The 12,646-nt window shown below is 74.4% G+C and carries 12 protein-coding genes and 1 pseudogene; 6 read left to right on the top strand and 7 right to left on the bottom strand.

The genetic code is table 11. The features are described from left to right. Window positions 1-67 precede the first annotated feature (67 nt). Complete coding sequence (locus OG617_RS17640) at window positions 68-1,048, bottom strand: DMT family transporter (RefSeq protein WP_405103145.1); 981 nt, start codon at window positions 1,046-1,048, stop codon at window positions 68-70. A 99-nt stretch (window positions 1,049-1,147) separates the two neighbouring features. Between OG617_RS17640 and OG617_RS17635 the strand changes: the two genes are divergently transcribed. After that, the gene (locus OG617_RS17635) at window positions 1,148-1,846 is read left to right on the top strand and encodes an HAD family hydrolase (RefSeq protein WP_405103143.1); all 699 of its coding nucleotides are present in this window, start codon (window positions 1,148-1,150) and stop codon (window positions 1,844-1,846) included. A gap of 69 nt (window positions 1,847-1,915) precedes the next feature. On the opposite strand, the gene OG617_RS17630 is transcribed toward OG617_RS17635, so the two are convergent. After that, window positions 1,916-2,449: a hypothetical protein gene (locus tag OG617_RS17630; RefSeq protein ID WP_405103141.1), complete on the bottom strand. Its 534-nt coding sequence runs from the start codon at window positions 2,447-2,449 to the stop codon at window positions 1,916-1,918. A gap of 129 nt (window positions 2,450-2,578) precedes the next feature. Continuing rightward, window positions 2,579-3,448, bottom strand: a complete 870-nt coding sequence (locus OG617_RS17625; protein ID WP_405103139.1) for a PhzF family phenazine biosynthesis protein — start codon at window positions 3,446-3,448, stop codon at window positions 2,579-2,581. 33 nt (window positions 3,449-3,481) lie between these two features. Here OG617_RS17625 and OG617_RS17620 point away from each other — a divergent pair, with 33 nt between their 5' ends. From OG617_RS17620 to OG617_RS17610, 3 genes and pseudogenes are all read left to right on the top strand, one after another. Then, window positions 3,482-4,765 (top strand): magnesium transporter MgtE N-terminal domain-containing protein, encoded by a 1,284-nt coding sequence (locus OG617_RS17620; RefSeq protein ID WP_405103137.1) that lies wholly within the window; start codon window positions 3,482-3,484, stop codon window positions 4,763-4,765. After that, window positions 4,758-5,324: pseudogene (locus OG617_RS17615) on the top strand (DUF1003 domain-containing protein); the annotation flags it as partial. The gene OG617_RS17620 and the pseudogene OG617_RS17615, both read left to right, overlap by 8 nt. Window positions 5,325-5,707: 383 nt before the next feature. Next, window positions 5,708-6,856 carry an Mrp/NBP35 family ATP-binding protein gene (locus OG617_RS17610; protein WP_405103135.1) on the top strand — a complete coding sequence of 383 codons (1,149 nt, stop codon included), beginning with the start codon at window positions 5,708-5,710 and terminating at the stop codon, window positions 6,854-6,856. An 86-nt stretch (window positions 6,857-6,942) separates the two neighbouring features. Here OG617_RS17610 and OG617_RS17605 read toward each other — a convergent pair whose 3' ends face one another. Beyond that, window positions 6,943-7,368 carry a preprotein translocase subunit TatB gene (locus tag OG617_RS17605; RefSeq protein ID WP_396683764.1) on the bottom strand — a complete coding sequence of 142 codons (426 nt, stop codon included), beginning with the start codon at window positions 7,366-7,368 and terminating at the stop codon, window positions 6,943-6,945. Window positions 7,369-7,441: 73 nt separating this feature from the next. Further along, window positions 7,442-8,776 carry a S1C family serine protease gene (locus tag OG617_RS17600; RefSeq protein ID WP_405103132.1) on the bottom strand — a complete coding sequence of 445 codons (1,335 nt, stop codon included), beginning with the start codon at window positions 8,774-8,776 and terminating at the stop codon, window positions 7,442-7,444. A gap of 293 nt (window positions 8,777-9,069) precedes the next feature. Between OG617_RS17600 and OG617_RS17595 the strand changes: the two genes are divergently transcribed. Next, the gene (locus OG617_RS17595) at window positions 9,070-9,678 is read left to right on the top strand and encodes an O-methyltransferase (RefSeq protein WP_396683768.1); all 609 of its coding nucleotides are present in this window, start codon (window positions 9,070-9,072) and stop codon (window positions 9,676-9,678) included. 174 nt (window positions 9,679-9,852) lie between these two features. Here the strand turns inward: OG617_RS17595 and OG617_RS17590 are convergent, their stop codons facing one another. Together OG617_RS17590 and OG617_RS17585 are read right to left on the bottom strand one after the other, a co-directional pair. Continuing rightward, entirely contained in the window at window positions 9,853-11,325 is a 1,473-nt protein-coding gene (locus OG617_RS17590; RefSeq protein ID WP_405103129.1) for a leucyl aminopeptidase family protein, read from the bottom strand. A 142-nt stretch (window positions 11,326-11,467) separates the two neighbouring features. Then, window positions 11,468-11,635, bottom strand: a complete 168-nt coding sequence (locus tag OG617_RS17585; RefSeq protein WP_007455245.1) for a DUF3117 domain-containing protein — start codon at window positions 11,633-11,635, stop codon at window positions 11,468-11,470. Window positions 11,636-11,824: 189 nt separating this feature from the next. Between OG617_RS17585 and OG617_RS17580 the strand changes: the two genes are divergently transcribed. Next, entirely contained in the window at window positions 11,825-12,643 is an 819-nt protein-coding gene (locus OG617_RS17580) for a PaaX family transcriptional regulator C-terminal domain-containing protein (protein ID WP_405103124.1), read from the top strand. Window positions 12,644-12,646: the final 3 nt, after the last annotated feature.

Here is a 12,646-nt window from a genome sequence, read left to right as displayed (position 1 = left end):
CACTGTCGCCGAAGAGGTGCGCCGGGGCGGGCGGAACCGCGACACCCGCCGCGGAAAGTACGCGGAGTCAGGCCGGCGGACGCTCGGCGAGCGGGGTGGCGTCGGCGGGCAGCGGGGTGGGGACGACCCGGCGGCCGGCGCGCGCCCCACCGAGCACCACCACGACGACGCCCACCAGCAGCAGCGCGAGCCCGGGCAGCGCGGTGGCCCGGGGGAGCTGGCCGAGCCAGGCCCAGGCGATCAGGGCGGCCCCGGGGGCCTCCAGCAGGATCAGCACGCTGACCGTGGTCGCCGGGATCCGGCGCAGCGCGTAGTTGAACATCGAGTGGCCGAGGAGCTGGGCGCCGCCCACCAGGGCGAGGATCGCCAGCCACGTGCCGGCGTCCCAGCCGCCCAGCCGCACCCCGCCGACCAGGCAGACCCCCAGCAGGACCAGCGCGCACATCCCGTAGCAGACGGTGGTGTACGTGGTGGTGCTGACGGTGCTGCGGGCCCGCTCCCCGAGGGCGGTGTAGACCGCGGCGAACATGCCACCGGCCAGCGCGAGCAGGTCGCCGGCGAACGCCGGGCCGGAGACGCCGAGGTCGGCCCCCGAGGCGAGCGCCGCGCCGCCGACCGACACCCCGATGCCGGCCCAGACCGCCATCGGCAGCCGGCGTCCCTGACCCCGGGCGATCAGCCCCTGCCAGACCGGCTGGGTGGCGACCAGGGCGGTGGCCGCGGCAACGGAGGCGAGTCGGACGCTCGGCATCCAGGCGGCGAAGTGGGCGGCCAGCGCGACCCCGGAGAGCACGCAGTACCAGCCCTCGCGCCGGCCCGCGCCGACGGTCAGTGCCCGGAACTCGGCCCGCCGCCGGGCCAGCGCGAACGGGCCGAGCACGCCGACCGAGAGCAGGTTCCGCCAGAAGGCGATCGCCAGGGCCGGCGCGGCCGCGAAGGCGATCAGCGGCGCGGACGAGGAGACCGCGACGACGGCCAGGGCGACGACGCCGACGGTCGGCGCGTCGACCGGCGGGCGGTGCTGCGGGGGTACGGACACGAAAAGCAATCCTCACACGGCACAGGGCAGCACAGAACGTCATCGTCCGGTTACGATCAAGGAATTCCGTCGGCGACCCTCCCCCTTGACGCCCGGAGGCACCTCTCCATGCCCGTCTTCCATGCGGTGCTGTTCGACTTCTTCGGCACACTCACCCGTTCCGTGCAGCGCGGCGCGGCCCACCGGTTCACCGCCGAACTGCTCGGTTGCCCGGTCGAGGCGCTCGCCGCAGTGCTCGACCGCAGCTACTACGAGCGCGCCAGCGGGCGGTTCGGCGATGCCGAGGCGACCCTGCGCTGGGTCTGCGATCAGGCCGGGGTGGACCCGCCGGAGAACGCGCTGCGCGCAGCGGTCCGGTCCCGGCACCGGGCGGTCCAGGCCGACACCCGGCTGCGCGACGAGGCGGTGCCCGTGCTGGCGGCGCTGCGCCGGCGCGGCCTGGGCACCGGGCTGGTCAGCGACTGCACCCACGAGCTGCCGGCGTTCCTGCCCCAGCTGGCCGTCGACCCGCTGCTCGACGTGCGGGTCTTCTCGGTGGAGGTCGGTCGCTGCAAGCCCGACCCGGCGCTCTACCTGGCCGCGTGCCGGCTGCTGGGGCTGCCGCCGACCGACTGCCTGTACGTCGGCGACGGGGGCAGTCGGGAGCTCACCGGCGCGGAGCAGGCGGGCCTGACGGCGGTGCGGCTGGCGGCCCCGGACCTGGCCGAGCACATGGTGTTCGACGCCGAGCCGGACTGGACGGGGCCCGTGCTCCGCTCGCTGACCGAGGTCATCGACCTGGTGGACCCGGCCGCCGTGCCGGCCTGACCCGCCACGCGGCCGGCTCCGGCCACCCGGCTCCGGCCGGCTCCCGCAGTTCCGAGATGAGCCGGAGCCTCAGCGGCGACGGACCCGGTGCAGGCGGAACGGCCTGCGGGTGGCCCGGACCACCGGGGCCGGCCGGGGCGGCTCGGCGAGCGAGGAGTCCGGGAGCCGGTCGCCGGTCGCCGGCTCGCCGGCCGGGGTCAGCCGGACCAGGGCGCAGCCCTCGGCGGCCCACCGCCGCACCAGGTCGGCCGTTGGGCCGGGGGCGTTCAACCGCTTGCCGGCCACCGTCGGGGCCAGGGCCGTCCACTCCTCGGTGCCGGGTGCCACCCGGGTCACCCGGGCCGGCCAGGTGACGATCCGCCCGCCGTGGTCGCCGCGCAGGGTGACCTGCGCCTCGGCGGCCTCCGCCAGGCCGGGAGCCGGCTGCTCGCCAGGGCCGCTCACCACCAGAAGCGACCCCTCGACCGGTACGCACCACAGCGCCCGCGACGGCTCGCCCGCGACGCCCACCCAGGCGACGGCGGCCTTCTTCACCGCCTCGTCGACCAGGGGCGTCGCGACCCGCTCGTCCACCTCGTCCGTCACCCCGGCATCCTCCCGCATCTCCGTGGGCCCGCGCGACCGCACCGCCACCACGGGCCGCACCGCGCTGGCCCGCGCCGGCCCGCCGAGCCGGCTCCACGCGCCGGCCCCACGCTGTCCCGGGCGTCGACGCGGACCCCGGCGGACCGCTCAGCCGACGAAGGGCGGGACGGCGATCTCGCCCCGGGCCACCGCCATCACGTCGCCGGTCACCGTGGCGCCCACCGCGGCGCCGTGGGCGGCCGTGACCGTGCAGGCCAGGAAGGACGGGCGGTTGATCTCCGCGCCCTGCCGGACTGCATAGGAGGAACGGCTGTCGCCCGGGAGCAGGCCGCTGGCGACCAGCCACACGCCGAGCCCGAGGGCGGCCGATCCGGTCGCCGGGTCCTCCGTTACGCCGTGCCCGGGCACGAAGACCCGGGCGTGCGCGGTTTGCGAGTCGGCTTCCCAGGAGAAGACGCTGATGTGCTCGATTCCGTACCGCTCCGCCGCCGCCGCGTTCAACCGGGCGCGGGCCACCGCGTCCGGACGCACCGGCAGGTACGGGAACTCCAGCCCGCAGCCGGCCACCCGGGGGGCCGGGCCGGCGTGGTCGTCGGCGGCGAGGCCGGTCATCTCCAGCAGCGGCTCCAGGTCCAGCTCGGGGCCGAGGGTGGGAATGCCGCCGGTCAGGGTCGCGCCGGTCGCGGTCACCTCGATCGGCAGCACCCCCGCCCCGCACTCCTGGGTGACCTGCCCCACACCGAACATCCCGCGCCGGCTCGCGGTCACCGCCGCGCCGACGCTGGGGTGCCCGGCGAACGGCAGCTCGTCGGTGGGGGTGAAGATCCGCGCCCGGTAGGTGACCCCGACCTGCGTGGGTGGCAGCACGAACACCGTCTCGGACAGGTTGAACTCCAGCGCGAGCGCCTGCATCTGCTCGGTGGCCAGCCCTTCGGCGCCGAACACCACGGCCAGCGGGTTGCCGGCGAAGGGGCGGTCGGTGAAGACGTCCACGATCTCGTACGCCAAGGTCGACATGTTGATAAACAGTAGGCGCTTAGGCTGGTGCCCGTGAGCACGCCGAACCGGGTCTACATCGCCCGACTCGCCGGAGTCGCCGTCTTCGACCCGAACGGTGACCAGGTAGGACGGGTGCGGGACGCGGTCGCCCGGATCCGGCTGACCCAGCGCCCGCCCGAGGTGGTGGGTCTGGTGGCGGAGATGTCGATGCGCCGGCGGATCTTCCTGTCCATCAACCGGATCACCTCCATCGAGGCCGACGCGGTGGTGCTCGGCACCGGCACCCTCAACCTGCGCCGGTTCGAGAAGCGCCCCAACGAGCTGCTGGTGCTCCAGGAGCTGCTGGACCGGCGGGTGCAGATCGACCCGGGCGGCCAGCCGGGTGCGGTGGTCGACGTGGCGATGGAGTGCAGCCGGGGCGGCGAGTGGTCGCTGACCCGGGTGGCCGTCCGCGAACACACCGGCCGGCTCACCCGCCGTGGCCAACTCCAGCAGGTCGACTGGGACCGGGTACGCGGCCTGAGCGGCATCGGCGAGAACCGGGGCACGGCGAACCTGCTCGCCGTGCTGGAGGACCTGCGACCGGCCGACCTGGCCAACGCCCTCCAGGATCTGCCCGACGCCCGGCGGAACGAGGTGGCGGCGGCGCTGGACGACGAGCGGCTGGCCGATGTGCTCAGCGAGCTGCCCGAGCACGACCAGGTGGAGATCCTCGCCGCACTGGACCGGGAGCGGGCCGCGGACGTGCTGGAGGAGATGGACCCGGACGACGCCGCCGACCTGCTCAACGAACTGTCCCCGCCCGAGCAGGACGTGCTGCTCGACCTGATGGAGCCGAACGAGGCCGACCCGGTGCGCCAGCTGCTGAAGTACAGCTCCGGCACGGCCGGCAGCGTGATGACCTCGGAGCCGGTGATCCTGCCCCCGGACGCCACGGTCGCCGAGGCCCTCGCCCGGATCCGGGAGGAGCAGCTCTCCCCTGCGGTGGCCGCCCAGGTCTTCGTGACCCGCGCGCCGATGACCACCCCGACCGGTCGTTACCTGGGCATGGCGCACTTCCAGCGGCTGCTCCGCGAGCCGCCGGCCGACCTGCTCGGCGGGGTGGTGGTCAACGACATCGACCCGCTGCGCCCCGCCACCCCGCTGCCGGAGATCACCCGCCGGATGGCCATGTACGACCTGGTCGCCATGCCCGTGGTGGACCGGGCCAATCGGCTGCTCGGCGCGGTCACGGTCGACGACGTGCTGGACCACTCGCTGCCGCGCGACTGGCGGGACCGGGATGCCGAGTCCGCCCCGGGCGGGCCCGTGGTGCTGGACGGCACGGATGAGTGAGCAGCGTCGGGCCGAGCGGCTGGACCAGCCGCGCGAGCCCCGGGGGGTGAAGCTGCCCCGGTTCGACGCGGAGGCGTTCGGCCGCTGGTCCGAGGGGATCGCCCGGGGCATGGGCACGGCCAACTTCATCGTCTACATGACGGTGGTGATCGCCGCCTGGTTCGTCTGGAACACGCTGGCCCCGGCTGACCTGCGGTTCGACCCGTACACGTTCACCTTCCTGACCCTGGTGCTCTCCCTCCAGGCCTCGTACGCGGCGCCGCTGATCCTGCTCGCGCAGAACCGGCAGACGGACCGGGACCGGGTGGCGCTGGAGGAGGACCGGCGCCGGGCGACGATGCAGAAGGCGGACACGGAGTACCTGGCCCGGGAGGTTGCCGCGCTGCGGATCGCCTTGGGCGAGGTGGCGACCCGGGACTTCCTCCGCTCGGAGCTGGCCCGGCTGGCCGAGGAACTGGGCCGGCAGCGACTGGAGCGCCGGCAGCAGGACAAGCCGGCCCCCCGCGAGGCTGCGGAGTCCCGCGTGGCCGGGGCGCCCCGCAGTCGCGGGGAACAGCGCGGTCGCGGGGAACAGCGCGGTCGCGGGGAACAGCGCGGTCGCGGGGAACAGCGCGGAGGGGAGCCTCGTGGGGCGGAGGAGCCTCTTGGGGCCGAGGAACCGCCTGGGGCCGGGGGGTCTCGTAGGGCCGGGGAGCCTCTCGACGAGCCGATCGACGAGCTGGACGGCGACTTCAGCCAGGACGGCCGCCCGGAGGGCCCGGCGCAGGAACGCTGACAGCCGGCCCGGGAACGGTCCGGCCGGGACCCCGCCGGCCTAAGGAGATCGGGTCGGGGCCACCCGCCGTCCGGCGGGCCGGAGCGGTGATCGTCGGGGTCATCGATTCGCTCACACCGGTCCTGCCAGCGGCAGGCGCGGATCGCCCCCGACGTAGCATTGCGGGCATGTCAGCACCCGTCAGCACCGTCGAGGATGCCGTCCAGGCCGCCCTGGCCACCGTCGACGACCCGGAGATCCGCCGGCCCATCACCGACCTCGGCATGGTCCGCTCCGCCCAGGTCGGCGACGACGGCGTGGTCCGGGTCGAGCTGCTGCTCACTGTGGCCGGCTGCCCGCTGAAGGACAAGCTGCGCACCGACATCACCGCCGCCGTGGGCGCGGTGCCCGGGGTGACCGGGGTGGAGATCGAGTTCGGGGTGATGAGCCCCGAGCAGCGCCAGGGTCTCCAGGCGAAGCTGCGCGGCGGCGGTGCCGCCGCGGAGCCGGTGATCCCGTTCGCCCAGCCCGGCTCCCGCACCCGCGTGTACGCGGTGGCCAGCGGCAAGGGCGGCGTGGGCAAGTCCAGCGTCACGGTCAACCTGGCCGCCGCGCTGGCCGCCCGGGGCCTGTCTGTGGGCGTGGTGGACGCTGACATCTACGGACACTCGGTGCCCCGGATGCTCGGCACGGACGCCCGCCCCACCCGCGTCGAGGACATGATCATGCCGCCGCAGTCGCACGGCGTGAAGGTCATCTCGATCGGCATGTTCACCGCCGGCAACGCCGCCGTGGTGTGGCGCGGCCCGATGCTGCACCGGGCGTTGCAGCAGTTCCTGGCCGACGTCTACTGGGGCGAACTGGACGTGCTCCTGCTGGACCTGCCCCCGGGCACCGGCGACGTGGCCATCTCTCTGGCCCAGCTCCTGCCGAACGCGGAGATCCTGGTGGTGACCACCCCGCAGGCCGCCGCCGCCGAGGTGGCCGAGCGGGCCGGCGCGATCGCGTTGCAGACCCACCAGCGGGTGGTCGGCGTGATCGAGAACATGTCCTGGCTGGAGCTGCCCGACGGCACCCGGATGGAGATCTTCGGTTCCGGCGGCGGCGAGGCGGTCGCCGAGTCGCTGACCCGGACGATCGGCGCCCAGGTGCCGCTGCTGGGTCAGATCCCGCTGGACACCCGGGTCCGGGAGGCCGGCGACGCCGGCAACCCGATCGTGCTGGCCGAGCCGGAGTCGCCGGCGGCAAAGGCCCTGGACAGGATCGCCGACCGGCTGGCGGTGCGGCGGGAGTCCCTGCTCGGCAAGCCGCTCGGCCTCAAGCCCGCCGGCCGCTGACCCGGCCACCCGTCGTACGGAACGGGGGCGGCGCGCTCGGACGGAGCGCGCCGCCCCCGTTCGGCTACCAGCCCGGGGCGGGCCGGTCAGGTGGCGTCGTCGTAGCTGGCCGTACGGGGGGCGGGGGCCGTCGCGGCACCGCCCGCAGCCGAACCGCCAGGGGCCTTCTTCCGCAGGTCGACCGCAGCCGCCACGTCCTTGAGGTCGTCGTGCACGCCGGTGACGTCGGCCCGCAGGTTGTCGTACACGCCCTGGAGGGGCTTCCGGATCGCCTGCTCGTCTTCCTCGCTGAGCAGGTGCTTGCGGATGAACGCCTTCGGGTGCAGGTCCTCAAGCTGAATGTCGGTGCCCAACTCGCGGCTCAGGTCGCCGGTCGCGTTGCGGGCCATGGCGCGCAGGTTGCGAACCATCCGCAGCCCGTCGTTGATCACGACAGGCAGCCGGTCACCGAAGATCAACAGCGCCAGGAGCAGCAGCGCACCGATCTCCCACCAGTTCAGGTTTTCGAACACTGCTGGGCCTCCTCGTCGGCGTCAGGCCAAGACTACGCACGTCGGGCACCCGACCGGGAGGGGGTAACGGGTCTCACTTGGCGTCCGCGGCGAGGGTCACCGACGCGTTCTGCCGGCTCGACCCACGTCGATACTCCACGGTCACCACCGACCCCGGGGCGAACTTCCGCACCAGGGCGATCAGGTCGGTGGGGTCGGTCAACGGGCGGCCGTTGAGCCGCAGGATGACGTCCCCCGCCCGCAGCCCGGCCCCGGCCGCCGGACCGCCCGGTTCCACCGCCGCCAGCCGTACGCCGCCCGCGCCGCCGCTGGCCGCGCCGGTGCCGCCGACCTGGGCGCCGATCACCGTGCGCCGGGCCTTGCCGGTGCCGATGATGTCCTGGGTGACCCGTTTCGCCTGGTTGATCGGGATGGCGAAGGCGAGTCCGATGTTGCCGGCCTCCTGGCCGTCGGCCACCAGCGACTTGATCGTCGAGTTCACCCCGACCACCCGCCCCGCCCCGTCCACCAGCGGGCCGCCGGAGTTGCCGTGGTTGACCGCCGCATCGGTCTGGATGGCCGCGTAGTAGCGGGTGGGGCCGCCTGGCTCGCCGGCCTGCATCGTCCGGTCCACGGCGCTCACGATGCCGGCGGTCACCGTGTTGGCCAGCGACAGCGGCGAGCCGACGGCCAGCACCGGATCGCCGACCGCGAGCGCGTCGGAGTCGCCGAACTCCACCGGCCGCAGGCCGGTGCGGGACACCTTGATCACCGCGATGTCGGACTCCGGGTCCTGGCCGACCACGGTGGCGGCGGCGGTGCTGCCGTCGTTGAAGACCACCGTCGCCTTGCCGGCGCTGCCGGCGACGACGTGGTCGTTGGTGACCACGTGCCCATCGGCGCTGACGATGAAGCCGGAGCCCTCGCTGGTGCCGCCCAGGCTGGCCACCCGGATCGTCACCACGCTGGGCAGGACCTTCTCGGCGACCCCGGCCAGCGACTCCGGCCGGCGCTGGGCGAGCGCGGGCGGGTCGGTGGCGCCGGCACCGAGCACGACCCCGCCGGTCACGCCGCCGCGCACCGCGAAGGCGTACCCGAGGGCACCGCCGAGGGTGCCGGCGAGCAGCGCGGTGATCAGTGGGATCAGCAGCAGCTGGCGCAGGGCCGGCCGGCCGGGCGCGTCCGGGTCGGTGACCGGCTCCGGCTCGGCGTCGGCGTCCCCGACCGGGCCGGGCACGACCACCGCCGCGGGGGCGTACGGGTCCCGCCACGGGTCGGCGAGCGCGTCGGACCACCAGGGGGAGCTCGTCGGGCCGCCAGGAGGGCCGCCAAACGTCCCCGGGGACCCGGCCGGCGTCCCCCCGCTCCCCGGCGGGCCCGCCGGGGTCGGAGTTCCCCCGGGCTGGCGCCAGTCCCAGCCGTCGGTCACGTAGGCCTCCCAGTCGTCCCCGGCTCCCCCGCTTCGGACCGGCACGGGAGGCCGGTCCCGACGACGGGGGATACCGCATCCAGGATTACACGAATGCCGTGAGTGCAGTCAGGGGTTGCCGTCCGTGATCGTCGGCCGGCAACCCCGTCCGGGCACACCCACGTGATCGTCCGAGACCGGACTCGCGGCTGCATCCGTCCGGCCCCGCCTCTAGGCTCATAGCGCCAACCCGCCCCTGACGGAGGTGTCCTATCGCCACGGCCGCCAGTTCCGGCAGCTCGACGATCCAGACGTTGCAGTTCGCCGAGTCGTACGTCACCGAAGACCTCGTGCTGCGGACCGCCCGCAGCCTCGCCCACGAGGTGGGCCTCGACGCGGTGACCCCGGGTGCGGGGGCGGCACTGCGGCTGCTCGCCGCCGCCGGCAGTGCCCGGGCGGTGGTGGAGATCGGCACCGGCACCGGGGTCAGCGGGGTGTGGCTGCTGCGCGGCATGCGCGCGGACGGCGTCCTCACCACGATCGACGTGGAGGTGGAGCACCAGCGGATCGCCCGCCGGATCTTCGCCGAGGCGGGCTTCGCCGCCGGGCGTACCCGGATCATCACCGGCCGGGCGCTGGACGTCCTCCCCCGGCTGGCCGACGGCGCGTACGACCTGGTCTTCGTCGACACCGAGGCCACCAGCTTCAGCTCCTGCGTGGATGCGGCGCTGCGGCTGCTGCGCCCCGGCGGGGTGCTCGCGCTGTACGGCACCCTGGCCGGCGGCCGGATCGGCGACCCGGCCGCCCGGGACGTGGAGACGGTGACCACCCGGGAGACGATGAAGGCGATCCGCGAGTCCGAGCACTGGACGCCTGCGCTGCTCCCCGTCGGGCACGGACTGCTCGCCGCGGTCAAGTGCTGAGCGGCCACCGCCCGCTCGCCCCCGGCTGCCGCTGAGCCACGGGGTGCCCGCCCCGATCAGCGGCCCTCCGCCATCCGCGGCCCGGCGCCACCCGCTCAGCGGCGACGCCGGGCCGGGCGGCACGAAAGCGGGCCGACCGGGGATGTTGGGCCGGTGGGTGCCACGGCGGGGCGGTCAGTCAATGGTGCCGAGCCAGCGCAGCAGGCCCCGGACGCCCCAGCCGGTGGCGCCCCGGGACAGCTCGGCGGCGTCGCCGTCGGCCCAGGACGGCGCTGACATGTCGATGTGCAGCCAGCGCCCCCGCAGGTCGCCGGTGAACTCGCGCAGATAGAGCGCGGCCAGCACCGAGCCGGCACCCTGGTTGGGGGCGCTGTACAGGTCGGCCACCTCGCTGCCGAGGTGCTCGACGTAGTCGGTCGGCAGCGGCATCCGCCAGGCCGCCTCGCCGGCCGCGTCGATCGCCGCCAGCAGGTCGGCGGCCAACTCGTCGTTCTCGGAGTAGAGGGCACCGGTGCACTTGCCGAGCGCCACCGCGTTCGCGCCGGTCAGGGTGGCAAGGTCGAGCAACAGGTCGGGCTTGAGCTCGGCGACGGCATACGCCAGCGCGTCGGCGAGCACCAGCCGGCCCTCGGCGTCGGAGTTGGTGGTCTCGCTGGTGACGCCGCCGTAGTGCGTGACGACGTCGCCGGGGCGGAACGCCGACCCGCTGACCGCGTTCTCGGCCAGCGGCACCAGGGTGGTGACCCGGACCGGCAGCCGCAGCGCCGCAGCGCCCAGGGTCGCGGCGACCACCGCAGCGGCCCCGGCCATGTCCTTCCGCATCAGCTTCATCGCCGCCACCGGCTTGATCGAGATGCCGCCGGTGTCGAAGGTGATCCCCTTGCCGACCAGCACCACGTGGGTACGCGCCCCGGCCGGCCGCCAGTCCAGCTCGACGAGGCGGGGCCCGCTGGCCGAGCCGCCCCCGACGGCGAGGATGCCGCCGAAGCCCTCGGCGGCCAGCTCGTCCGGTTGCCGCACGCGCACGTGCAGGTCGGGCTGGTCGGCCACCGCCGCCTCGACCTGTTCGGCGAACCACTGCGGGTTCTTCACCGAGGACGGGGTGTTCGTCAGGTCCCGGGCCAGGTGGGTCATTCGCGCGGTGACCTCGGCCGCGGTCACCGTGTCGGCGTACCGGGACGGGTCGGTCACCAGCACGTCGACGCCGGCCAGGGCGGGCCGCTCGCCGGCCTCGGTCAGCCGGAACCGGTAGGACGCCAGCAGGAGCCCCTCGACGAGGCCACGCACCGCCTCGGTCGAGGCGTCGCCCGGCAGCCCGATCGTGAGATGCGTCTCACCTCCCGCAGTACGGGCCAATGCAGCGCCCGCCGCACGCCATCCGGCCTCGTCGCCGGCACCGATTCCGGCCAGCAGCAGCCGGCCCGGGGCACGCCCGGGGCGCAGATGCACGTGCACTTCGCCGGCCCGGCCGGTGGCCCGGGCCGCGGGTACGAGGGCGGCAGCCTCGGCCAGCACGTCGTCGGGCACGGGCAGGCCGGCCGGCAGCGCGGCCGGGGCGTCCCCGCCCTCGGCAGCCGCCGCGGGTCGGATGGGCAGGGCCAGGGAGTCGGGCCACTCGGGCCTGCTCACCAGACGGATGGCCAGCACGCTGCAACGACCTCCAGAACGATCGGGAGAACGGGTCCGGTGCCCGTACAAAAAGACGAAGGCCCTGAGCCACCGGCGGGGCCGGTGGCTCAGGGTTGTATGAACTGTCCGCTCGACGACCGCCGGCCGGACCGCTCCTCGGTCAGCCTGCGGCTGCCTTCAGTGCGTCACCGAGCGCGTTGGCCTCGTCGGGAGTCATCTCGACGACGAGCCGGCCACCACCCTCCAGCGGGACCCGCATGACGATGCCCCGACCCTCCTTGGTGACTTCCAGCGGACCGTCGCCCGTCCGCGGCTTCATCGCCGCCATGTTGTCTCCCCTCAGACCTACGCCAGGGTCGGTGGGTTGCCCCACAGCCTCTTCGCCATCGCCCGCCGCAACTTGCACGGCGGCACCGATGACGATTTTCCCTGATGAACACCGCCGGACCCAAACCGAAGCAGCATTGATGTAACAGCATCTAGCATATCCTGAGAAGGCCTGTCACAATGTGCGGTCATGCAGGCACGGTCGGCACTCTTCGACCTGTACGGCGACCACCTCCGACCCAGGGGTGGCCGCGCGCCGGTCGCCGCCCTGGTCAAGCTGCTCGCGCCACTCAGGATCGCACCCCCGGCGGTGCGGACAGCGGTGAGCCGGATGGTCCGCCAGGGCTGGCTCGACCCGCTCCGCCTGGTCTCCGGGCCGGGATATTCGATCACACCGAAAGCCGCCCGGCGACTCGACGAGGCGGCTGCCCGGATCTACCGGACCGGCCGGGTCAGCTGGGACGGACGGTTCGATCTACTCGTCCTGTCGACCCCCACCTCCCGCCGGGAACGGCAGCGGCTCGCCGCGAACCTGAGCTTCCTCGGCTACGGCACCCTCGACGAGCAGACGTGGGTGGCCACCCGGCCGGCGGAGGACGTCGACCTGCTGCTCGACGACGCGGGCGTGCGGTACGAGCGGTTCACCGCGTCCCACGCCGCCGGCACCCGGGGAGCGGTGGAGGTGGTCCGCCGGGCGTGGGACCTCAGCGAGATCGGGCGGGCCTACGAGCAGTTCGTCGCCGAGCAGCGCCCCTTGCTCGCCAAGGTGACCACGCGCAGCGACGACGAGGAGGCGTACGCGGCACGGTTCCGGCTCGTGCACGCGTGGCGTACCTTCCTTTTCCGGGACCCGCAGCTCCCCCCGGCGCTGCTGCCCGAGCGCTGGCCCGGCACCGCCGCAGCCAGTTTCTTCGACCGGCACGCCGCCCGACTGCGGCCGGCCGCCGACCGGTACGTCGAGCAGTGCCTCGACGCCACGAACCGCACCCCCCGACAGAAGGGTCGTTAGAAC

Origin of the sequence: Micromonospora sp. NBC_01412 (genome assembly GCF_045040215.1) — a bacterium.
Taxonomy (GTDB): Bacteria; Actinomycetota; Actinomycetes; order Mycobacteriales; family Micromonosporaceae; genus Micromonospora; species Micromonospora rubida.
This window is presented reverse-complemented; position numbering and strand designations above follow the sequence as displayed.

Excerpts from the sequence above, each read along its gene's own strand:
- OG617_RS17610 (WP_405103135.1), top strand. The coding sequence starts at position 5,708 with ATGTCAGCACCCGTCAGCACCGTCGAGGATGCCGTCCAGGCCGCCCTG.
- OG617_RS17580 (WP_405103124.1), top strand. The coding sequence starts at position 11,825 with ATGCAGGCACGGTCGGCACTCTTCGACCTGTACGGCGACCACCTCCGA.
- OG617_RS17625 (WP_405103139.1), bottom strand. The coding sequence starts at position 3,448 with ATGTCGACCTTGGCGTACGAGATCGTGGACGTCTTCACCGACCGCCCC.
- OG617_RS17635 (WP_405103143.1), top strand. The coding sequence starts at position 1,148 with ATGCCCGTCTTCCATGCGGTGCTGTTCGACTTCTTCGGCACACTCACC.
- OG617_RS17585 (WP_007455245.1), bottom strand. The coding sequence starts at position 11,635 with ATGGCGGCGATGAAGCCGCGGACGGGCGACGGTCCGCTGGAAGTCACC.
- OG617_RS17630 (WP_405103141.1), bottom strand. The coding sequence starts at position 2,449 with ATGCGGGAGGATGCCGGGGTGACGGACGAGGTGGACGAGCGGGTCGCG.